The sequence below is a fragment of the Anaerococcus sp. C0059F3 genome, from assembly GCF_056590475.1.
This window is the reverse complement of the sequence record NZ_JBWPWE010000008.1, coordinates 57,490-80,316: the sequence shown is the minus strand read 5'-3', so window position 1 is coordinate 80,316 and position 22,827 is coordinate 57,490. Positions and strand designations below refer to the sequence as shown.

Annotated in this window: 18 protein-coding genes; 3 read left to right on the top strand and 15 right to left on the bottom strand. The window is 37.6% G+C overall.

Annotated features, from left to right (window positions below; genetic code table 11):
- Positions 1-10: 10 nt before the first annotated feature.
- Positions 11-1,258 carry a hemolysin family protein gene (locus tag AC1EJ5_RS06575; RefSeq protein ID WP_479815278.1) on the bottom strand — a complete coding sequence of 416 codons (1,248 nt, stop codon included), beginning with the start codon at positions 1,256-1,258 and terminating at the stop codon, positions 11-13.
- Positions 1,259-1,388: 130 nt separating this feature from the next.
- Here AC1EJ5_RS06575 and AC1EJ5_RS06570 point away from each other — a divergent pair, with 130 nt between their 5' ends.
- Together AC1EJ5_RS06570 and AC1EJ5_RS06565 are read left to right on the top strand one after the other, a co-directional pair.
- On the top strand, positions 1,389-2,693 hold the full coding sequence (locus tag AC1EJ5_RS06570) for an NCS2 family permease (RefSeq protein WP_308748676.1): 1,305 nt from the start codon (positions 1,389-1,391) through the stop codon (positions 2,691-2,693).
- Positions 2,694-3,019: 326 nt separating this feature from the next.
- Positions 3,020-3,529 (top strand): tryptophan transporter, encoded by a 510-nt coding sequence (locus AC1EJ5_RS06565; RefSeq protein WP_479815276.1) that lies wholly within the window; start codon positions 3,020-3,022, stop codon positions 3,527-3,529.
- A gap of 143 nt (positions 3,530-3,672) precedes the next feature.
- On the opposite strand, the gene AC1EJ5_RS06560 is transcribed toward AC1EJ5_RS06565, so the two are convergent.
- The 9 genes from AC1EJ5_RS06560 to AC1EJ5_RS06520 all read right to left on the bottom strand — a co-directional run bounded on the left by AC1EJ5_RS06560 (position 3,673) and on the right by AC1EJ5_RS06520 (position 13,691).
- A complete protein-coding gene (locus AC1EJ5_RS06560; protein WP_479815339.1) occupies positions 3,673-5,739 on the bottom strand; it encodes a glutamine synthetase III domain-containing protein in 2,067 nt (688 codons plus the stop codon).
- Positions 5,740-5,908: 169 nt separating this feature from the next.
- Positions 5,909-6,685: an ABC transporter ATP-binding protein gene (locus tag AC1EJ5_RS06555; protein WP_479815274.1), complete on the bottom strand. Its 777-nt coding sequence runs from the start codon at positions 6,683-6,685 to the stop codon at positions 5,909-5,911.
- Positions 6,678-7,652, bottom strand: a complete 975-nt coding sequence (locus AC1EJ5_RS06550) for an ABC transporter ATP-binding protein (protein ID WP_479815272.1) — start codon at positions 7,650-7,652, stop codon at positions 6,678-6,680. Before AC1EJ5_RS06550 ends, AC1EJ5_RS06555 begins: the two co-directional genes overlap by 8 nt.
- On the bottom strand, positions 7,649-8,467 hold the full coding sequence (locus AC1EJ5_RS06545) for an ABC transporter permease (protein WP_308748672.1): 819 nt from the start codon (positions 8,465-8,467) through the stop codon (positions 7,649-7,651). The genes AC1EJ5_RS06550 and AC1EJ5_RS06545 overlap by 4 nt, the downstream gene beginning before the upstream one ends.
- A complete protein-coding gene (locus tag AC1EJ5_RS06540) occupies positions 8,464-9,411 on the bottom strand; it encodes an ABC transporter permease (protein ID WP_479815270.1) in 948 nt (315 codons plus the stop codon). Before AC1EJ5_RS06540 ends, AC1EJ5_RS06545 begins: the two co-directional genes overlap by 4 nt.
- On the bottom strand, positions 9,411-10,925 hold the full coding sequence (locus tag AC1EJ5_RS06535; protein ID WP_479815268.1) for an ABC transporter substrate-binding protein: 1,515 nt from the start codon (positions 10,923-10,925) through the stop codon (positions 9,411-9,413). Before AC1EJ5_RS06535 ends, AC1EJ5_RS06540 begins: the two co-directional genes overlap by 1 nt.
- A gap of 165 nt (positions 10,926-11,090) precedes the next feature.
- Complete coding sequence (locus AC1EJ5_RS06530; protein ID WP_479815266.1) at positions 11,091-11,387, bottom strand: MTH1187 family thiamine-binding protein; 297 nt, start codon at positions 11,385-11,387, stop codon at positions 11,091-11,093.
- Positions 11,388-12,659 carry a M18 family aminopeptidase gene (locus tag AC1EJ5_RS06525; protein ID WP_479815264.1) on the bottom strand — a complete coding sequence of 424 codons (1,272 nt, stop codon included), beginning with the start codon at positions 12,657-12,659 and terminating at the stop codon, positions 11,388-11,390.
- A 96-nt stretch (positions 12,660-12,755) separates the two neighbouring features.
- Positions 12,756-13,691: an alpha/beta hydrolase gene (locus AC1EJ5_RS06520; protein ID WP_479815262.1), complete on the bottom strand. Its 936-nt coding sequence runs from the start codon at positions 13,689-13,691 to the stop codon at positions 12,756-12,758.
- A 158-nt stretch (positions 13,692-13,849) separates the two neighbouring features.
- Between AC1EJ5_RS06520 and AC1EJ5_RS06515 the strand changes: the two genes are divergently transcribed.
- On the top strand, positions 13,850-15,034 hold the full coding sequence (locus AC1EJ5_RS06515; protein ID WP_308748668.1) for an MFS transporter: 1,185 nt from the start codon (positions 13,850-13,852) through the stop codon (positions 15,032-15,034).
- Between the two features lie 20 nt (positions 15,035-15,054).
- Here AC1EJ5_RS06515 and AC1EJ5_RS06510 read toward each other — a convergent pair whose 3' ends face one another.
- The 5 genes from AC1EJ5_RS06510 to tkt form a co-directional block, all read right to left on the bottom strand.
- Positions 15,055-16,326 carry an amidohydrolase gene (locus tag AC1EJ5_RS06510; RefSeq protein ID WP_479815260.1) on the bottom strand — a complete coding sequence of 424 codons (1,272 nt, stop codon included), beginning with the start codon at positions 16,324-16,326 and terminating at the stop codon, positions 15,055-15,057.
- A gap of 1 nt (position 16,327) precedes the next feature.
- Positions 16,328-17,164: a formate/nitrite transporter family protein gene (locus AC1EJ5_RS06505; RefSeq protein ID WP_479815258.1), complete on the bottom strand. Its 837-nt coding sequence runs from the start codon at positions 17,162-17,164 to the stop codon at positions 16,328-16,330.
- A gap of 106 nt (positions 17,165-17,270) precedes the next feature.
- Positions 17,271-18,557: a dicarboxylate/amino acid:cation symporter gene (locus AC1EJ5_RS06500; protein WP_479815256.1), complete on the bottom strand. Its 1,287-nt coding sequence runs from the start codon at positions 18,555-18,557 to the stop codon at positions 17,271-17,273.
- A 453-nt stretch (positions 18,558-19,010) separates the two neighbouring features.
- On the bottom strand, positions 19,011-20,711 hold the full coding sequence (locus AC1EJ5_RS06495; protein WP_479815254.1) for a glycoside hydrolase family 13 protein: 1,701 nt from the start codon (positions 20,709-20,711) through the stop codon (positions 19,011-19,013).
- 122 nt (positions 20,712-20,833) lie between these two features.
- Complete coding sequence (tkt, locus tag AC1EJ5_RS06490; protein ID WP_479815252.1) at positions 20,834-22,825, bottom strand: transketolase; 1,992 nt, start codon at positions 22,823-22,825, stop codon at positions 20,834-20,836.
- Positions 22,826-22,827: the final 2 nt, after the last annotated feature.

The window sequence follows — 22,827 nt, the reverse complement described above, 5'->3', positions numbered from 1 at the left end:
TTTTCCCCCTTTAAGAAAATTCTACCTTGAGCATTTCTAGTTTGTACCTATTTATCTGAACTACGGTAATTTTTATTCCTTCTTCTTCAATACTGTCTCCCAGTTTTGGAATTCTGCCAATCTTGTCAATCAAAAATCCGCCTATAGAGTCATTTTTGATTTGGGCGAGGTCAGTATCAAAGTAATCGTTAAAGTCATTTATGTGGATAGATGGGTTTACCAAATATTCCTTGTCATTAATCTTAAGAATTGATTCAAGGTGGGTGTCGTACTCGTCTTCAATCTCTCCTACAAGTTCTTCTACTATATCTTCAATGGTTACAATTCCTGATGTGCCACCATATTCATCTATAACTATGGCAAGGGAAACATTTTCTCCCCTCATAGACTTAAAGAGGTCAAATATGTGCATATTGTCGTAAACATAAAAGGCAGGTCTGACCATCTCTTCGATATTAAGGGCCTTATCTTCTGCAATAAAAGCTACTATGTCCTTCATGTGGAGGATGCCGATGATATTATCAATGGACTTGCCATAAACAGGTATCCTTGAGTGTTTGCAATTTTTTAAGAAATCTTTAAGTTCCCTATCTTCCGTGTCAACAGCAATTGCTTCCATATTGGTCCTGGCTGTCATGATGTCTTCAACGTCAGAGTCTCCAAACTCAAAAACATTGTTGATAATTTCTGATTCCTGGTCATTTATTACCCCTTGTTCCTCAGAAACGTCCACAATAGTCTTTAGGTCTTCTTCAGTCACCAAATCTCCCTTTTTAGCATTTTCCCCTATAAGGAGCCTTGTTAAAAAATTTGTAATAGCTTGGAGGAAAAAAGACATTGGTTTTAAGATAAAATCAAAAAACTTAATTGGTTTTGCAACCTTTAGGGCAACCTTTTCTGATGATGAAGAGGCTATATTTTTAGGTGTCACCTCGCCAAAAATTAAAATTGTAAGTGTTAGGACAATGGTTGAAATAATAGCACCTGATGGGCCAAAAAGATCTGTAAAAAATATGGTTGCCACAGTTGTTGTAGCTATATTTACTATATTATTTCCAATCAAAATAGTAGTTAAAACCTTGCCGATATCGTCAGTTAGCTTTCTAACTAGGGAGGAATTTTCAACTCCATTTTCTTCCATTTGTCTAATTTTAAATACATTTAAAGATGTAAGGGCAGTTTCTGATGAGGAAAAAAAGGCACTTCCTATAACCCCTACTATTATAACTATAAGTTCAATCCAATTCGTCGTACTCATTGTTCCTTCTTTCTCGATATATGTTCTTATACCTATTATAGCGATTTTTGAGGCAAAAATAAAGGATTTTGGTGATAATTTTAAATAAAAACATATAATAGACTTGTATCATAAATAAAAGGAGGCAAATATGGCAGAAGTTTCATTTTTTGAAAAAACTTTCAAGCTAAACAAACATGGTACTAATGTTAAGACAGAAATAATGGCAGGTATAACCACCTTTATGACAATGAGTTATATCCTTGCAGTAAATCCAGCCATCCTAAGCGAATCAGGTATGGATTACGGTGCAGTTTTCTCAGCCACCATCATCGCAAGTGTAATAGCCATGGTCCTAATGGCCTTTTATGCCAACCTACCTTTCGGTCTATCTGCTGGTATGGGGCTTAATGCTTTCTTCACCTATACAGTAGTCGGTCAAATGGGTCACTCTTGGGAATTCGCCCTCACCGCAGTATTTTTAGAAGGAATTATTTTTATGTTACTGTCCTTAGTGGGAGTAAGAGAGGCGATTTTCAACTCAATTCCAACAACCCTAAAGAAAGCAGTTTCAGTAGGTATAGGCTTATTTATAGCTGAAATTGGTCTATTAAATGCAAACATCATCGTTAAGGCAGAACCAGCCCTAGCTCTTGGAAACCTAAAGAGTCTTGAAGCCCTAGTATTTTTCTTTGCCCTAATAGTGATGATCGTTCTAACAGCTAGAGGAGTAAAGGGAGCCCTACTTTGGGGAATCCTGGTATCAACCGTCCTATCACTAATCCTCGGCGTAACACATTTACCAGATGCAAATATCGTAAGTCTACCACCATCAATCGCACCTGTTGCCTTTAAATTAGACTTTTCTAATATCTTCTCTTTGGAGATGTTTTCAGTCTTATTCTCATTTTTATTCGTAGATATCTTTGATACCCTAGGAACCCTAACAGGTGTTGCAACCAAGGCAAAAATGCTCGATGAAAATGGCAACCTACCAGAAGCAAGCAAGGCCCTAATGGCAGACGCAGTCGGCACAACAGCAGGCGCCCTACTTGGAACATCTACAATCACAACCTTCGTAGAATCTTCATCAGGTGTAGCCGAAGGCGGAAGAACTGGTCTAACAGCACTTGCAACAGCAGGATGCTTTGTAATAGCAGCATTCTTCTTCCCAATATTTTCAATAATACCTGCAGCAGCCACATCAGCAGCCCTAGTAACAGTAGGACTCTTCATGCTATCAACTGTTGTGGAAATCAACTTTGAAGACATCACAGAATCTTTCCCAGCCTTCATGACAATCCTCATGATGCCACTAGCTTATTCAATAGCAGAAGGTATAGCCTTTGGAATGATGAGCTTTGCAGCCATCAAACTTTTGACAGGCAAGGGCAAGGAAGTAAGTTGGGTAATTTATCTTTTAGCAATAATTTTCTTAGTTAGATACATTATTTAAAAAATTTACTTGACAAAGTGCTAATGTTATAATATGATAAAGCCAACATAAATCTTAGATAGAAGTAGTAGCAAACAATTAAGCCAACAGAAAGTTAATGGTTGATGAGAATTGCAAGGTACAATTATTTGTGAATGGGTCTATCGGATCAAAGGTGAAATTACAGTAGCCGGCGGGTGTTTCTCACCTTACAGGGATAGGATATGAAAGTATCTAAAGAGGTCTATTAATGATAGACAAATGAGGATGGCACCGTGGGCACTAGCTCGCTCCTAATATTAGGAGCGGGCTTTTTTTATACCAAAGCACCAAGAAAGGAAATAAAAATGCAAACAAATACAATACAAACCAGAAACTTAACAGTATCAGCAATCTTCATGGCCCTAGGACTTGTCCTCCACTTTATGGTCCCAGGCATATTTTTCGGAGTAAAACCAGACTTCCTACTCTCAATGATGTTTATCTCGCTTATGATAGTGGGAGATGTTAAAGAAGCCTTATTAATAGGGGTAGCAGGAGGCATCATGAGCGCCCTAACAACAGGTTTTCCAGGCGGCCAAATTCCAAACTTCATTGAAAAAATAATCACATCCCTAGTTGTCTTTTACACAATCAAAGCAATGAGAAGAAACTTCTCCATTCCAAAGATAATCCTAATCTTTGCCCTAGGAACCATGGTTTCAGGCACCCTATTTTTGACAATCGCCCTAACCATGACAAACCAACTAAATTTATTCATCCCATCTTACCCAGCAGTCCTAGTAGCCATGCCCATAAATGCTATCCTTGGAATCTTCCTCTACAAGGCAACACAGAGGATGAATCTTTTAAGATAAAAAATATAAGAACTTCTAAAATATTTGTGATATGAAAAAAATTATAAATCTAAAAAAGGTCCCCAAGACTTACTTATTTCAAGCTTGTGGACCTTCTTTTTATCCCTAAATTTTTCTACAATTTTTCAAACTTTACCTTAATCCTACAAGGTCTTTAGCATATCAACATAGTTTGGCATGGAATAATTTTCTCTTGATATTAGTTTTTCTAAAGTGTCTGAGATTTTTCTTACCTCTCTTGCCACTTGACTGGTTTCTTTTTGTAGGAAGTAGGCCTTTGTTTCTATATCTAATATTGTTTCACTTTTTTCTATTAGGTCTAAAATTTTTTCTGAATAGTCCAGGAGTTTACCAACTTCATCGTTTATCTTTGTGGCCCTTTGCCTAAGATTTTCATTTTCCATAAAGGATAAATAGTCTTTGATCCCCTTTATTTCCCTCATGGCTGATGGGAGGATTTCTTGATGGATCATGTTGTTTAAAATCTCTAGTTGGGCAGAGAAAAATTTTATTACATCTTCAAAACCAACATTTATTATTGACTCTATTTCTTTTTGGCTAAAGATACCAACTTTTTCAAAAATCTGGTAGGCCCTTGTATCTTTTGCAGCCTTTAGGGCATCAAGGTAGGTTGGGTAATTTTCAAGACCTCTTTTTTCTGCTTCTTTTTTCCAATCTTCTGAGTAGCCGTCACCTTGAAAGAGTATATTTTTATTTGCCAGATATATTTCTTTGATAATTTTATAGGCTGCTTCTTTTAAATTTTCGTCGCTTACATCTTCTAATCTAGAGTAAATTTTCTCCAAAGCTTCCGCCATACCAATGTTTATCACTGTATTTAGATCAGCGGCAGATTGGGATGAACCTAGCATCCTAAATTCAAACTTATTGCCGGTGAAGGCTATAGGTGATGTCCTATTTCTATCTGAGGTGTCAGTTTTCATCTCACCTAGGTGTGGGATTTTTACTTTGTTTGAAATAAGTTTTTCCTCAAAATCGTCATTTGCTATTGCTTGTAAAATCTCCTCTAAATCACATCCTATAAACATTGAAATTATAGCTGGTGGGGCCTCATTGCCTCCCAATCTATAATCGTTAGTTACAGTAGAAGATGCAATTCTAATAAGTTTTTGATATTTATTGCAGACTTCGACCATGGCTGATAAAAATAAGAGAAAAACCATATTGTTTTTTGGGTCCTTGCCTGGCGAAAATAAATTTTTACCATAATTTGTAGCCAAGGAATAATTGTTGTGCTTGCCCGATCCTGCCATATTTTTGAAAGGTTTTTCCTTTAATAGGCAAACTAGGTCGTGTTTTAGGGCAGTTTTTTCCAAAATATACATCAAAAGCTGGTTATTATCCACAGAAATATTTGCGTTTTCAAACATAATCGCTATTTCAAATTGGTTTGGACCCACCTCATTGTGTTCAGCTTCCATATAAATTCCCAAGTCGTAGAGAGCCTTGTTGACATCTTCATAAAAGGCGTTGACCCTTTCAGGAATGGCCCCAAGATAATGAGAAACCAGCTCTTTTTCAACCATAGGATCAGATCCCACCAAGGTCATGCCCGAATATTCAAGGTCGATTCTTTGGTCAAAATATTTTTTATCAATTAAATAAAATTCTTGTTCAAGACCAACTTTGGCCTTGACCCTGTAGGTTGGTTGGTCTTTTAAAAATAAATTACAGAGTTTAGTTGCAACCTTACTAACCATATTCATCGATTCAATTAAAGGCAATTTCTTGTCGAGTTTTTCTCCATAAAAGGAAACAAAAACTGACGGAATGTACAAAATCTTGTCCAAAATAAAGGAATTGGCTGTTAGATCCCAATATGTATAGCCCCTGGCTTCGAAAGTTGAACGCATACCTCCAGACGGAAAGGACGAAGCGTCAGGCTCGCCGATTATAAGTTCCTTTCCAGAAAACCTATTTATAGGATTGTGCTTGTCATCCCTATTTAAAAAGGCAGTTTTTTTGGTTGCAGTTTTGCCATTTAGGGGTTGAAACCAATGGGTGTAGGATGTCGCTCCCTTAGAAATTGCCCAAGTTTTCATAGCGTGAGCTATAGAGTCCGCAGTTTCCCTGTCTAAAGTTGCGTTGTTTCTAGCAGCTTCCTTCCATTTTAGATACACTGGATAAGGGACATTTTCCTTCATTGTTTTCTTGTCAAAAGCTAGATTTCCAAATTCTTTCAAAATAATACTTCCTTATGTTTTACTTTTGCAAAATTTTTGTTTTCATTATACCTCGTGAAAAATAAAAAATAAATTTGAATATTTATCCTAGTTTCATCTTATTTTTACCAATAAAAAAAGAGCTCCCCTTCCTATTTTTTTAATTTAATAGGATAAGTTATGCTCTTAATTAATATTAGATTTTAATTGATTTAAACAATTCTTTTGTATAATCGTCCCTGTCTGGGCTTGCTAGGTCCTTAGTTTTGAATAAATCTACTAATTTTCCGTTGTATAGGACCCCTATCCTGTCGCACAAATATGCTATTACGTTTAGGTCGTGGGATATGAATAGACAGGTGAAGTTGTGGGTTTTCTGCAAATTCTTAATCAGATTTAGGATTTGGGCCTGGATTGAAACGTCAAGGGCCGATACTCCCTCGTCTATGATTAGAAATTCTGGTTCGATTATTAGGGCGCAGGCTATGGCTATCCTTTGCTTTTGGCCGCCTGATAGGTTTGGCGGATAATAATCGAGGACGTCTTCTTCCATCTCGATTTCTTCTAAGATTTTCCTGATTTTTTCATCCCTCTCTGCTTCTGTACCGACATTATGGATTTTTAGAATTTCTTTAATGGAAAAACCTATTGTCTTTTTGGGATTTAGGGCCTGGTAGGGATTTTGAAAAACTACCTGGAGTTTTTTCCTGTAGGCCAAAAGCTCTTCCTTGTAAAAGCTTGTTATATCCTTATCTTCAAAATAAACCTTGCCACTTGTTTCCTTAATTAGTCTTAGGATAATATTTGAAAGTGTGGTTTTGCCCGATCCGGATTCACCGACTAGGCCAAAGATTTCACCTCTTTTTATATCAAAAGATACATGGTCAAGGGCTAGGTTGTCTTTTTTCCTAAAGAGAATGGACGAATCCTTATAGACTTTGCTTATATTTTCTATTCTTAAAATCTCATCCATTTTGACCTCCATATAGGTGGCAATGAACCCTATGACCGTCTATTTCGTATCTTTCTGGGAAAGTTTTTGTGCAAATTTCCATAGTGTGATCACACCTGTCTGCAAAAGGACAACCCTCATTTGACCTATTTTTGAGGTCTGGCACGTGGCCATTGATATTATAAAGGGCCTCGCCCCTTTTCTTGTAATTTGGTACTGCCTTTAGAAGGGCCTTGGTGTAAGGATGGAGAGGATTACCAATTACGTCTTTGGTTTCCCCTTTCTCAACTAACCTACCTGCATACATTATCATGACTTTCTTGCAAATCCTATCGATTAGGTTTAGGTCGTGGCTTATAAATAAGATAGCCCCGTTATAGATGTGGCCTAAATCCCTAAATAGGTCAATTATCTGGGCCTGAACCTTGGCATCAAGGGCTGTGGTTGGCTCATCTGCTATCAAAACATTTGGGTTTGCGATAAGAGCAATGCAGATTACAATTCTTTGCTGCATGCCGCCTGATAGTTCGTGTGGATATTTTTCATAGAGGTTTTCTACGTCCCTAAGGCCCACATTTTCCATGGTTTTATAAACAAGTTCTCTGCGCCTTTCCTTATCAAAATCGTAGTGGATTTTCAAAACTTCTTCGATTTGGGCTCCTACCTTCATTAGTGGATTTAAGGCAGACCCAGGTTCTTGGAAGACTGTGGCTATATTTCTCGCCCTGTATTTCTTCCATTCCTTGTCAGTTAGACCTAGGACCTCTATGTCCCTTAATTTGACTGAACCTGATTTTATTATTGCGTTTTTCGATTGGATTCCAAGCATGGTTTGGGTTGCCACAGTTTTGCCACAGCCAGATTCACCAACAAGGCCTACAAAGTCCTTTTCATAAAGGTCAAAGGAAATATGGTTAACTGCGTTTTTATCTCCATTTATAGTTTTAAATGCAACTGTCAAATCATTTACTTCTAGGATTTTTTTCATCGCTGGGCCTTCTCTCTTAGTCTTTCTGACCTGTATTTTTCACCATAGAGGGTAAAACCTAGGACAACTAGGCTTAGGCAGATACCTGTGAATATAAAATAGTGAGGTGCCTGGCTAAAATAGGCCTGACTTTCCTTAAGCATCCTGCCCCATGATGGGTTCGGAGGTCTCACTCCCAGTCCCAGATAGGAAAGGCCAGCCTCAGCTAAGATTGCCTGAGAAACTGAAAGGATAATTGCAACCATGACCTGGTTTTTGATATTTGGAAGGATGTGGTTTATTCCTATATAAAGTGGGCTCGCCCCTTTTACCATGGCAGATTTTACAAATTGAGCGTTTTTAACCTGCAAAAAACCACTCCTTACAACTCTCGCAAAATAAGGTACAGACATAATTCCTATCGCTAGAATTGTATTCATTACCCCTGCTCCAAAAACTGTAACTAGCATCATGGCAAAAAGTATTCCTGGAAAAGCCATGAGAGAGTCGATAAACCTCATCAAAACTTCGTCTACTCCTCCGCCAAAATATCCTGCGGCCGCTCCTATGATTGAACCAAGGAAAAGGGCTAAGGATACAGTTCCGAAGGATAAAATTAGAGCATACTTGGACCCTTCCATAAGCCTTGATAAAATATCCCTACCCATATTATCTGTCCCAAAAGGGTGGGCCAGACTTGGAGGTAATAGTTTCAAGCTGGTGTCTATTTTATTTGGATCATAAGGTGTCCAAAATATTGAAACAATAAGGATTAGAAAATATAGTCCAATAATTGCCTTTCCTATCCTGATTGAATTTTTATTTTCTTTTATCATCTGCCACCTCTAATCCTTGGATCAACTAATCCGTAAAGTATATCTATAAATAAATTTATAAAGATAACCAAAAATGCAACTGCAAGCACAACTGACTGGATAAGGGTGAAGTCCCTAGAGCTAATTGATGCTACAATAAGAGATCCTATTCCTGGTAGGGAAAATACATTTTCTACTATCAAAGATCCACCAACAGCTGATGTCAGACACATTCCTATGACTGTAATTACTGGAATTAGAGCGTTTCTTAGGACGTGTTTATAAAGAATTTTCCTTAATTCCATCCCCTTCATCCTGGCAGTTCTGACGTAGTCCTTGTTGATTTCATCAAGAAGGGCTGCCTGCATATACCTAATAATTGTCGCTATATTTGGTATAGCTATAGCCAAGGAAGGCAGAAAGAAATTTCTTACTTTATCAAAAAAATCTCCACCCATGATATTAAATGATAGGGTAGAAAAAATTCCGAGCCTTACTGCAAAAACGTGAATTAATAAAAATGCCAGCCAGAAAGATGGGATTGATATGCCTAGTTGGGTAATAGCTGTAATTATGGATGCATACCACCTGTCAGCCTTCATTGTAATTTGTATTGATAATGGAATGGCTATTATTATTGATAAAATCAAAGAATAAAAAGTAAGCCACATGGTTACCGGAAGTTTCTTAAAAAAAAGTTCCCTAACCGGGATTTGGTATTTTAGACTCATCCCCATATCAAGTCTTAAGAGTCCTAGTATCCAATTTATGTATCTTTCAAAGATTGGCTTATCAAGACCTAGCTCTTTTTCAAGAGCTAGGATTTGCTTTGGATCTGCCTCGGTGCCTAGGATTATCTCAGCAGGATTTCCGCCAATAATCTGAAAGACAAAAAATATTAAAAGTGAGACAAAAAACAGAGTCAAGATAAGCGAAATTATCTTTTTTGTAATTGCTTTTGACATTATTTTCCGGCTATATCTTCAAGGTTTAGTTTTTGGACTGGGTAGGTCTTAAGGCCTGTATATTGGTTATTTAAAACTATATTGTCGTTAGGGTCTTGTAAAAATACTGCCGCACAATCTTTGGCAATTATTTCTTGGGCATCTTTTACATTTTTAATTAGCTCATCCCTATCTAAAGTTGCCATGGCATTTGAGATTGCCTTATCAAAATCTTCTGAAACATAGTTTAGGTAATCCTTATCAGATGTTGAAACATACCTATCAAGAACCCTGATTGGGTCTGTGTAGCCTATAAATCCTGCGATTGTTGTTTCAAAATCTCTTTGCTTATAAACCTTATCAAGCCAGGTTGAAAACTCAATTGGGTCTATAGTTGCGTTTATATTTGCCTTTTTAAGTTGGGCTTGGATTAGTTCTGCTGTATCCATGTGGAATTTATAGTCGCTTGGCACTGTCATCTTGAAAGAAATTCCGTCAGGATAACCTGCTTCTTTCAATAACTCCTTAGCCTTTTCTACATCTGTTGGATATAGCTCACCAAGGTCATTGAAATAATCCTTAAGGGCAGGTGAGAATGAGGAGTAAATCTTGGTTGCCTTACCACCTGCAACAGCTTCGATTAATTCGTCCTTATCGATTGCGTAGGCTATAGCTTGTCTTACTCTAATGTCGTCAAATGGCTTAACTTTATTGTTTAGACCAAGAAGTTGAACTAGGTTTTGTGGGTGAGAATATGAATCTGTAGATTCTTTTACTTGTTCAAGCTCGTCTGCAGTTAATTTTGAAGCAAGGTCTACTTCCTTATTATTTAGGGCCATGACTAGGGCTTGGTTATCGGCAACTCTTACCACATTTACTTGTTTGATTTTTGCAAGGTGGTCTTTTCTATGGTAATCGTCAAATCTTTCCATAACCATGCCTTCACCTGGTGTGTAGGAAACAAACTTGTAAGGACCTGTACCGATTGGCTTAGTTTGATTGTCTGCGTAGTCCTTTTTGACAATTGGTTGATTTTGTAGGTAGATAAAGGAGTTATTTACCTTATCTAATTTCATGGTAATTTCTGTTGGTGAAACTACATTCATTTCAACTATGCCAGCAAATTTTGATGACAAAGGCTCTCCAGATGAAAGTCCAGAAAGTTTATCATATGTATAATAAACGTCATCAGCAGTAAAATCTGATCCGTCGTGGAATTTAACTCCTTCTTTTAATTTAAAAGTGTAGGTAAGACCGTCTTCTGAAATCTCATAGGATTCTGCCAAGTCTGGGACAAGATTTCCGTCCTCGTCCACATCCAAAAGACCGTCAAAGATTTGGTCCATCACAGTCTTTGTGTCCCCTGCAGTAGCGTTAAATGGGTCAAGAGAATCAATCTCTGTCGCCATTGCCACTGTAAGTGGTCTTTCTGCAGTCTTGTTGTCTTCCTTTTCGTTTCCTTCTTTTGCACCTCCACAAGCAGTTAGCATTGCCCCTGCTAGTAGTAAAGCCAAAAGACTTTTTGATTTTTTCATTTCTCCTCCTTAGGAAAATTATTCTAGTAACTATTATAACAGATAGATATTTTTTTCACAATGATTTTCAAAAAAAAACCACCCGTAATATCTATAGGACAATATACTTAATTAAAAGTAAATTTAAACCTAATTTTCATTACTAGAAGGTTTTTTTATTTGATCTTAAAGCCTATCTTCAACCGACTTTATTTTTTGTTCCATAGTGGCTTTCTTATCACGTCTGTCATCCATTTTTATAACTGTATAAACCCTGTCACAACCCTTGTCAAATACAGATTCCTGCATCTTTCTGATTGCCTCTAAGGCCTTATCAGCATCGGCTTCTATAACTGTGCCCATTGGGTTTAATTTATATTTCACACCCTCTGCCATAAGGATTTTTTCAGCTTCTGCCACATATTTTGAAACAGAAGTTTCTTTTGTACCTATTGGAATTATGCAAACTTCAACTACTGCCATCTAGTCCTCCTCAAAAAACTTCTTATAAATTTCATAAGCCTGATAAATATCTTCCACACCTGCAAGCTCCCTTATTGAGTGCATAGCAAGAAGTGGGATACCAACATCAAGGGCCTTGATACCAAGGGCTGTGGATGTAATTGGGCCTATGGTTGATCCTCCAACCTTGTCATTTCTATTGTGGAAGGTTTGAATCTTGTAGCCATATTTTTTGGCAATATTTATTAGCCTGGCCTTGGTTTCTATAGTTGATGCGTAGGCACCATTGGCTGCGATTTTAATTACCAAACCCTCATTCATCTTTACAATATTTGTAGGATCGGCAAAAGCCTTGTAGTTTGGATGAGTGGCGTGGGCCTGGTCGGCAGAAATTATCATAGAATTTTCCACCATTATTTGATAACCTTCCCTATCAAGACCAAATTTAAGGGCGATTCTTTCTAAAGTATTGCCTAATAGATTTGAAGCCGCCCCACCCCTTGTTCTTGAGCCAATCTCTTCGTTATCGCTCAATAAAATCATCTTATTTTTGCCTTGCTTGCTGTCTACAAGTGCCATTAGTGATGCGTGGACAGAACCGAGGTTGTCAAGTCTTCCAACATGGACCATGTTATTAATAATAGCACCCTTTTGCCTGTCATAAAGGCCAAGATCAAAGTCAAGTATGTCTTCTGGATTAATTCCTAATTCCTCTGCCAAAACATTTACAAGATAAGAATCTCCCTCAAGCTCATCCTTGATGGTTTTTACAAGAGGATAGAGATTATCTTGAGTATTGTAGGCATAACCCTTGTTGACTTCCCTGTTCATGTGGATAGCGGCATTGGCAATTGTAAGTAGGTCCTTGTCTATATTTACAAGCTCATACTTTATTTTGCCATCTTTTTTGTAGGCAACTTTTCCCGCTAGAGAAAGGGTCCTATCAAGCCAAGTTGAGTGGATCATACCGCCGTAGGCTTCGATATTTAATTTCAAAAAGCCTGTGTCAGCCATTTCTGGGTTAGATTTTACCTTAAAGGTCGGACTGTCTGTGTGAGAACCAATTATTTCAAAGCCTTTTTTCAAATCTTCTCCAATCTCAAAGGCTATTAGGGCTGAATCATCACGACTAGTGTAATATTTGCCCTTTTCTAGGTCCCAAACTTGGTCTTCCCTAAGTTTCTTAAAACCATTCTCCTCTAAAATTTTGCCAGCATTTTTCACTGCAAAATAATTTAGGGGACTTGCGTCAATAAAATTTATTAAATCTTTACTAAAATCTATACTATTCATAATATTACCATACCCAATTTTTAATAAGAAAAAAAGAGCAGAAAACCACTACAATCACAAATAAAATTTGTTATGGTCTATGCTCCTCATATATTTTTAATTTCTATAATTTTTAAGAAAATTACTAGTCACATCCTTAAATCCCTGAGGATTTTCTTCAGCAAACTTGGTGTGGCCAAAGCCCTTGGCTGTGTAAATTTCCTTTTTATCTCCCCTTATACTCTTATAAATATCCTCGCCCATATAGACTGGAGTGACCTTATCATTATCAGAATTTATAATTAAAACAGGGGAATTTATATCAGCTTCTTTTGCCCATTTGCTCGCATCTATGTCTTTTAGGGTAAAACCTAATTTTGCCTTTAGAAAAATATTTGTCATGAATTTCATCAGTCCAATTGGTAGGCCTTGTTCTTCTTCTACTTGCTTATAGACCTTATCAGCAAATTCATTCGAATCAGATACCGGAGAATCTAAGATTAGATAATCAATCAAAGAAGAATCCCTGCTTGCAGCAATTAGGGCTGTCGCTCCACCATAAGATTCGCCGTACAAAATAATTTCTTGAGCATCTAGAGTATTTTTCCCATAAGAAATTGCATCTAGGGCATCAAAAGATTCTAAAATTCCAAAAGTATTGTAAGTCGCTTCATTATCGCCAGAATTTCTTTGGTCGTAGATTAATAGACTATAGCCTAAATCATAGAAAGCTTGTCCTGGACTATAAAGAGAATACTTAGTCCCTCCCATACCGTGGACCATAACCGCAAGGCCTTTTGCATCCGGATTTTTGATGAAAATTGCAGGTATGTCATGGTCTTTTTGTGAAGATTTTATTTTTATTTCTTCTATTGATTTTCCCTTGGCAAAACTTTCGTATTTATCCCTGTAGGAATTCATATTTTTTTGAGTTTCTTCCCTACTTGCAATATTTGTAAGCCCGTCGAAAGAAGCCTTGCCAATAAAGCCCAAAAAACCAAGGCATAAAAGTACAATTATCAGGCCAATAATTTTTATAATTTTCTTTTTCATAAGATCCTCCTATTCATATTATAAGCAAAATTTCTTGGTAAAGATATAGAAATTAAGATATTTTACATGATTTTTACATATTAATCTTCCCGCAAATTTGCTTATATTTTATCAAAGAGGGTATATACTATTATTGAATTAAAAAAAAAGGAAGAATTATGACAAACAAAAAAACACCAATAAAATCAATCGCCATAGAGCTTACTATGTTTTTAGCCTATGCTTTTTTCGCCGTAAACTGGATATCTGGTTCAACTTTAACCCCCAATATCCTAAAGGCCTTTAATCTAGAAGGGGCAAATTCAGTTTCCCTGATTAATAACGTGGTTACAATCGCCAAAATTTTGGGAAACCTAGTTGCAGCGACTATTTTCGCAAAACTTTTCCCAAAAAAATCAATTGGTCTTGGCGCCCTTCTAATCCCAGCAGGAGCCTTACTTGCGGCTCTTTCACCATCATTTCCTATTTTTCTTATAGGAAGGTTTGTAATGGGCTTTGGTGGAGCACTTTTTGTAGTCTACTTCTCACCTGTGGTTGTAAATTATTTTGATCCAGACAAAAGACCAGTTGTAAATGCCCTAAACAACGTATCTTACAATGTTGGTTCGATTTTGGCCTTGCTTCTTGTAGGACCTGTTATAAAACTTTTGGGTCTTGGCAGGTACGCCCTCGTGGCCTTTTCCATAGTTTCCTTTATAATTTTTGCAGCTTGGATCCTAATCGGAGAAGATTTTATGATTACATCTAGTAAAGAAACAGGATCAAAGACATTTTCCCTAAAAGATGCCCTTGGAGAAAAAATAGCAATCCTAATGCCTTGTATGTATTTTGGCCACTTGACCCTTTATATGGTTATGCTAAATATTTTCCCAAATACCAACTTTTCGCCAATTCCTGCTAGTAAAATCTCAACACTTTTTACAACAGGAGCCCTAATTGGTACCCTACTTTCAATCATGGTTGCAAAAAGATCAACCAAAAGAGTTCCAACCTTGAAAGTAGCAGGGATCCTTACAACCAGCATTGGATTTTTGCTAATAAATACCACAAACCCAATCCTTGCATCTATCTTGGCCTTGGCTTTGGGCACTATTATGTATGTTCCACTTACAAATTTCGTCTTAATCCCCCAAGAAATGCCTGGCATGTTCTCAGAAAGGCTTACCCAAATCATGTCAGTTTACTGGGCCCTAGTTTATATCCTAGAAACAATCGCCTACCAAATTATTGTTCATATCCAATTTAGTTTTGGCGATAAAATGGCCCTCACAGCGACCCTTATCCTTTCAATAAGTTTCATAATCGGCTCTTTTATCATGAAGGAACCAGCAGAAATTAAATAGGATTTAAAAAACGGAAGATCTTAGGATTTTCCGTTTTTGTTTAAGTATTTTATACATTCCTTGTAGACTTCAAGGCCCATCAGAAGACTCTTTTCATCAAAATCAAAGGCCTTGTTATGATGGCCTGCTGCAAGGTCTGCCCCAAAGATAAAGTGTATCGCAGATCCGCCTTCAGAATTCACCTTGTTTATATAATAGCAAATGTCCTCGCTTGCCTTAAAATCAGGATTTTTTATGGTATCAAAACCCTTTTCTTCTAACATTTTATTTATTTCTTGGTAAAATTTAGTGGCTGGTTTGATTATTGATGGCGCAGAGCCAGCGATTTTCACCTCATAGTCCAAATCGTATTGGATACTAGCCCCCTTTATAACCTGGATAGCCCTGGTGACAAGAAAATTATTTACCTCATCACTTCCACCCCTGGTCTCAAGCTCAAGGACAGCCTTGTCTGAAATTGCATTTCTAACCCTGCCTCCCCTAATAACTCCAACATTAATTCTCGCCATGCCCTTGGAGTGTTGGGCAATAGTTTCTAGGTTTAAAAGAGCGGATGCGGCGGCGAGGTTGGCGTTTTTGCCCTCTTCTGGTAGGGCTGCCGCATGGGAAGAATGGCCCTTGAATATTGCATCTAGTTTAGTAGATGCAAGAAAACCTGTCGTTCCCACTCCTACTTTTCCCGAAGGAAGTCCCATTCCCAGGTGGCCTGCGAAAAAATAATCTATATTTTGAATAAATTCAGATTCGCTAAGGGACTTGGCTCCACGAAGGCCTTCTTCACCTGGTTGGAAAATCAAAATGTACTTGCCAGATAAATCCTTTTTATTTTCTAAAATCCATTTGGCAAGGAAAATTCCCATGGATAGGTGGCCATCATGACCGCAAGCGTGCATGGCTCCCGGATTTTCCGACGCAAAGCCCTCCCTAAAAGGCTTGTGAAACTTATCAGCGCTTTCCTTTATAGGTAAGGCATCTATGTCAAAACGAAAGGCAAAGGTCTTGCCAGGTTTTTCTGTATCAATTGTTGCAATTAGGCCAGTATAACCTTGCAATATTTCAGAAGTATCGAAGTCTTCCCTGTATTTTATAGTGGCAGCGTAGGCTTTGAGCCTCTCAGAAGATGGCCTTCCAAAAATCATATCTTCTTTGTGGATTTTCTTACCGTATTTGATATCGGTTACTCCAAGTTTTTTTAAATCCTTTATGATATTAATAGTGGTATTAAATTCCAACCAACCAGGTTCGGCTATTTTATGGTAATACCTCCTGGTTCCTATCAAATCTCGTTCCATCTTAATTTTCCTTTTCCTTAAAGGCTATAAAATATAAAAGTCCAACCAAAATTGCCCCACCGATGATATTTCCAAGTGTAACTGGGATTAAGTTTTTAGTGACCATATTTAAAAAGTTGAGATGAGAAAGCTCATCTAAGCTTAAACCAGTTTTTTCAACAAAGGCTGGGATATTTTTTGCAAAAATTCCAGCTGGTATATAGTACATATTTGCAACACTATGCTCAAAACCAGAAACTACAAAGGCTACAACTGGAAAAATCGCAGAGGCGACTTTGCCCACATAGTCTTTTGCCCCAAGAGCCATCCAAACTCCTAAGCAAACCAAGAAATTACAAAAAATCCCGAGGATCAATCCTTGGCTAAAACTAAGGTTTATCTTTTGATTTGCGATTAAAATCACCCTTGCGGCCAAATCATTATCCGCAATTTGCCACTGGCCTGACTTATAAATTAAAAATGCTACAAATATAGATCCTATAAAATTACCAAAATATACAATAAGCCAAGATTTTAAAAGGTCTCCCAGAGAAATTTTCTTATCTAAAAAGGCTATTGCCATGAGGTTGTTGCCTGTAAAAAGTTCTCCACCAGCAAGCAAAACAAAGATTAATCCAGGTGTAAAAGTTAGTCCTTGGATGAGTTTTCCAAGGCCAATTTTATTTGGATCAGCCAAAAGATTGAAAGATGCAAGGGTCGAAGCAACTGCGCCTAGAGCGATAAAAATTCCTGCTATAAATGATAAAACTAAGGTTTTTTTGATATTTTGTCTAGCTTTTTTCTCGTAGAGGCCACTTGCCTTTGCCAAAATTTGATCAGGCCTAAGATCAGATTCCATATTCCCTCCTAAAAGATTTTTAATAAAATAAGTAAAATTCTTCCCTATAAATATACCTCTCTTAAAAAAAATACAATAAAAAAGCTGGCTATTAACCAGCTTAATCTTAAGAATTATTGAGATCCCTATCAAGCTCATCTTCACTTGCTGCTACAATTAGGGCTGCAGATGATGCTGCAGTAACATTTGTAGCTGTCCTTCCCATGTCGGCAAGAGATGAAATTGGAGCGAGGATTACGACCATTTCTATTGGTAGACCCATAGCTGCAAAGACTGCTGTTGTCGCAATTGTGGCTGTGCCTGGGACTCCAACTGTGCCTAGTGATACCAAAAGGGCAACTAAGATTAGACTTAAATATTCTGTAAAACCATAGCCAAGGTCAAGGACATTTGCTGTTAAAATAGCAGTCATCACTGGCCAAAATCCTGCACAACCTGGCATGCCCATGGTCGCTCCAGCTGGGGCTACAAAGGAGGCGATTTTTTCTGACACTCCTAAGTTTTTTTCGAGATTATCCACATTTGCTGGAATAGTTCCTACTGATGATTGGGTAGTAAAACCAATGGCCTGGACCGAAAAATTCTTCGTAAAAAACTTAAATGGATTTAGGCCTGCAAAGATACTTATTAGGGCACCTGTTGTGACATAGGAGTGGATAAAGGAAGCTAAATAAGTTAATAAAAGGACCGATACCAAAGGTTTAATGGCAGAGTAGTCAATCCTTGCAACGGCCGATCCTATTAAGGATAGGACGGCATATGGGGTGAAGCTTGTCACAAGGCTTACTAGCCTATTTATTATCTCAGAAAAAGATTCAATAAAGGCAACAAAAGGCCCAACTTCCTTTTCCTTGCCATTTTCAATTAGGCTTAAAACCACAAAACCAATTAAAACTGCAAAAACAATTATAGGTATGACCCTGCCGTTGGCTGCGTCATCTATAATATTTTTTGGGAAAAAGTCCACGATTGCCTCTGCAAAAGTAGGGACTTCTCTGGCTTCTGCAGGTTCTGGTAGGGGTATGTTTGCGTTTTTACCAATAGCAAAAACTACTGCAAGGATTACCCCAAGTGCAGACCCCAAAACATTGTGAAGGCTTAAAATCCCAAGAGTTTTAAGGCCTATGGATTTAAGCCTCTTTATAGATTCATTTGAAATTACAACCTTAATTACAGATGTAAGAAGCAAAGGAATTACTAGGGCGAAGAGCAAATTAGCGTAAATTTCTCCAAAAATCCCAAAAAGTTCAGTTTGACCCTTAAAAACAAGGCCCAGACCAAGACCTAAAAGAGATCCAAGGATGACCCTTGAAGAAAAGCTTGCGCCTTTCTTTTTCATAAGACTTAGACCATAAAAAAGAACCAAGCCTACAAGTAGTGCTAAATATTTCATAAATATTCTCCTTTTTAAAAAATTTAATAAAATTAAACAAAAAACTCGTCCCCAAAAAGGACGAGTTAACGTGATTCCACCTTTATTCGTTTTAAGTTTGCTTAAAACCTCAACCGGGGTCAACAAACCCCTCTCGCTATAACAGGCGATCCTGGAGCCCGCTACTAAATTCACAGACTCGACTTAAAGATGCATAAACACAAGCTTTTTATGGTCCATCTCAGCAAAGAAACCTCTCTGTAATAATTCGCTTTGTGCTCTCTTCTTTTTAACGTCAATTTTATTATAGGATAATTATACAATTCCTAGTAAATTAGTCAAGATTAATATTCATTTTTTGTTTATATAATTTTATTAAATAAGCTTTAAAATCCAAGACTGTAATAAAAAACCTTGTTAGGTCTTTCACAATCCTAGCTCAATATCATATTCACAATATTCAGCTAAGTCCCTCTATTTTGAATATTTTTCCCAAACTACAAAACTATCTTCCCCTAGTCTTTGATTTGAATAATTGTTAGAAAGTAAAATTTTTTCATCTGCTAAGGCAAAATCTATTTGACTTCCTAAGTTAATGGCAAGGCTCAAAGTCTTTTCCTCATCAAATCTTTCTACTATTAGGAGATCTTTATGGCTATAAATTTTTATGTCACCATCTTTTATAGTTTGATGGTTTTTGATGGCTAGGATTTCTTTTACTTTTTCTATATAAGTTTTGTTTTCTTCCAGATTTTCCCAAGGAAAGGTCCTCCTACAATCAGGATCTCCCTTTCCTTCTAGGCCGATTTCTGTCCCATAGTAAAGAGAGTTCGCCCCCATATAGACCACGCTTAAGACGAGGGCTGCAAGAAGTTTATCCTTAGATCCACCTATTTCAGTAATAAATCTCGGTGTGTCATGGGTATCTAGGAAGTTAAGCATCATCCTATTTGCCTGGTCTCTATTTCTCATAATGACCATATTTAAGTAATCGCTGGTTTCTTGGGCGGATTTTTCACCCTTAAAATAGGCAAGACAAGCATTTGTGAAGGCATAATTCATTATGGAATCAAACTCATCTCCCCTAAGGAAGGATTCCGCATTATGCCAATTTTCACCGATTATAACAGCATCTGCCTTCGCCTCTTTGATTTCCTTCCTAAATCTCTTCCACAAATCGTGGCTAACTTCGTCGGATACATCAAGCCTCCAACCGTCAATATCAAATTCTTCTATCCAATACTTGGCAATTTTTATCAAATAATCTTGGACTTCCCTATTTGAGGTTTTAAGCTTTGGCATATTGTAAACATGGGCAAAGGTCTCATAGTTGATTTTCTCTACATCTGCCTTATCCCCATTTATATAAAACCAATCGTAATACCTAGACCCCTTGCCCTTTTCTCTCACATCCTTAAAAATAGGATTTTCGTGGCACATGTGGTTAAAGACCGCATCTAGAACTATCCTTATGCCAAGGCCATGGGCCTTTTCTACAAGCTTTTTAAAATCATTTTTGTCTCCAAATTGCGGATCAATTTCAAAATAATCTATGGTATCGTATTTGTGGTTGGTTGGTGATATGAAAATCGGTGTTAAATATAAGGCATTTACTCCCAAATCCTTGATATGGTCAAGTTTTTCTATAATCCCCTTAAGGTCACCACCTGCAAAAGAATTTGGTTTTGGTAAATCTTCCCAAGCTTGGTTGATGTAGGAATCATCCTTAGAAAAATCTCCCCTCCTAAATCTATCTGGAAATATCTGATAAAATACAGCCTCTTTCATCCATTCAACAGGCTCAAATAAGTCTGCCTCATGGATATAAGGCATGTGAAAAGATGTGAAATAAAATTGGTCAAAATCGTAAGTCTCTTCAAGGCCATTTTCACTTAAATAATAGGTCTCATTTTCATCCTGGACCTTAAAAACATAGGCGAATCGCTTGTCCTTTAGCTTAAAATCTGTTTCATAATAAGAAAAATACCCATCTTCAAAAGTCTTTTCCATCTTAACTTCTTGCCAAAGGTGTGGATCATCACATTTATAGGTATAAATAAGGCGTACATCAAGCTTATCATTTTTATCAGCCCTAAGTCTTATATTTAACTCATCAAGCCTTATGGCATAGGCCATAAAACTCTCACTAATATGCAAAATGGCTGGTTTATTCATATTTTCTCCTTTAGGCTTTTTTAATGATTATATGCTAGGTTTGAATATTTTCATTTTTTATACATAAAAACCCCTCCATCCCTGTTGTGGATTTTGGGGCTAATATTAGCGACTACCTTGTCTTAGAGGTATTTTTCCTTGTAGATTTCTACAATGTTTTCAACTGTAAAGCCTAATTTTTCTGCAACTTTTTCGCCAGGTCCTGAGATTCCAAAGCGATCTATGGCTATATTTATACCACAATCACCTGTCCACTCAGCCCATCCGAAAGAAGATGCCATTTCGATGCTCACTTTTCTTTTAACATCCTTTGGAATAACCATATCCCTATAAGCCTTATCTTGTTTTCTAAATAGGCTCATGGATGGCATGGAAACTACTCTTACGTCTTCTCCAAGCTTCTTCAATTCACCAGCTGCCTTTAAGGCTAGGGCAACTTCCGAACCTGTTGCTATTAATATTCCGTCAGGTGTAGGATTTTCCGAATCTTTTATAATGTAGGCGCCCTTATCAATTGAGTCTAAACTTTCAGTTTCTTTTAAATTTTCTAGATTTTGCCTAGATAGGACTATAACTGTTGGGCTATCCTTGCTTTCTAGGGCAACTTTCCAAGCTAGCCTTACCTCATTAGCATCTGCTGGTCTAAGGTCGATTGTATTTGGGATAGACCTAATCATAGCAAGCTGTTCTATAGGTTGGTGGGTTGGTCCATCTTCCCCTACTGCCACTGAATCGTGGGTGAAAACATAAGTTAGAGGAAGATTTGAAATAGCTGATAGCCTGAGGGCTGCCTTTACATAATCAACAAAAACAAAGAAGGTTGAGATATGATGGAAGCTACCACCGTGGGCAATTATTCCATTGCCAATAGCTGCCATGGCAAATTCACGCACCCCATACCAAACATTCCTACCAGATGGGTCATCTTTAAAAGATGGCGATCCACTTATATCTGTCTTGTTAGATGAGAATAAGTCTGCAGAACCTCCCCAAATATTCCTATCATATTTAGCTAGGTCTTGGAGAATTTGTCCACTTGAAGCTCTTGAAGCTAGGGCCTTATCTGCTGCTGTGTATCTTTTAATTTTCTCAAAGAAATCCTTATCAAGTTTTCTTTCTATTCCATTAATCAAAGAAGCGTAGTCTTCTGGATAGGCTAGGCTATAGGATTTTAGGAGCTCATCCCATTCTTGGTTCGCTTTTTCGCCCCTTTCGCCTAGGCTAGTCCTAAAATCTTCGTAAACTGTTTCTGGAACAACAAAATCTTCTTCCTTCCAACCATAGGCTTCCTTAGCCTTGGCAAAGTCATCAGCACCCAAAGGTGCACCGTGAACCTTGTTTGTACCTTCGTTTTCTGAACCATAACCAATTACAGTTTTAATTTCAATTATGCTAGGCTTTTCATTTTGGCTCTTTGCTTCTTCTATGGCCTTGGCTATGGCTTCTACGCTCTCTCCATCTTCGACTTTGATGTAATTCCAATGTGCTGATTCAACTCTTTTCTTTATATCATCTGAAAAAGATGTTGTAAGTTTACCGTCAAGGCAAATATCATTTGAATCATAAAGGACGATTAGTTTTGACAATTTTAGGTGGCCTGCAAGGCTCATTGCCTCGTAGGAAATGCCTTCCATGAGGTCTCCGTCCCCACACAAACAATATGTGTAGTGGTCGATTACTGGGAAATTTTCCTTGTTATAAAGGGCTGCCATGTGCTTTTCAGCAAGAGCAAGACCTACGGAATTTGCTATGCCTTGACCGAGTGGGCCTGTTGTTACTTCAACACCTTTTGTGTCTAGTCTTTCAGGATGGCCAGGGGTTTTTGTTCCTATTTGCCTAAAACCCTTGAGGTCATCAATAGAAAGCTCGTAGCCTGATAGGTGGAGCATAGTGTATAAAAGGGCAGAACCGTGACCTGCTGAAAGGACAAACCTATCCCTGTTGAAGTAGGAAGGGTTCTTAGGATTTACCCTTAGAAAATTTTTCCAAAGACTATAAATCATTGGGGCAGCTCCCATGCAAATGCCTGGGTGGCCACTGTTTGCCTTTTCAATTTGGGCTACAGATATGGTTCTGATGGCTGATATAGATTTTTGATTGATATTTTCAGTCATTA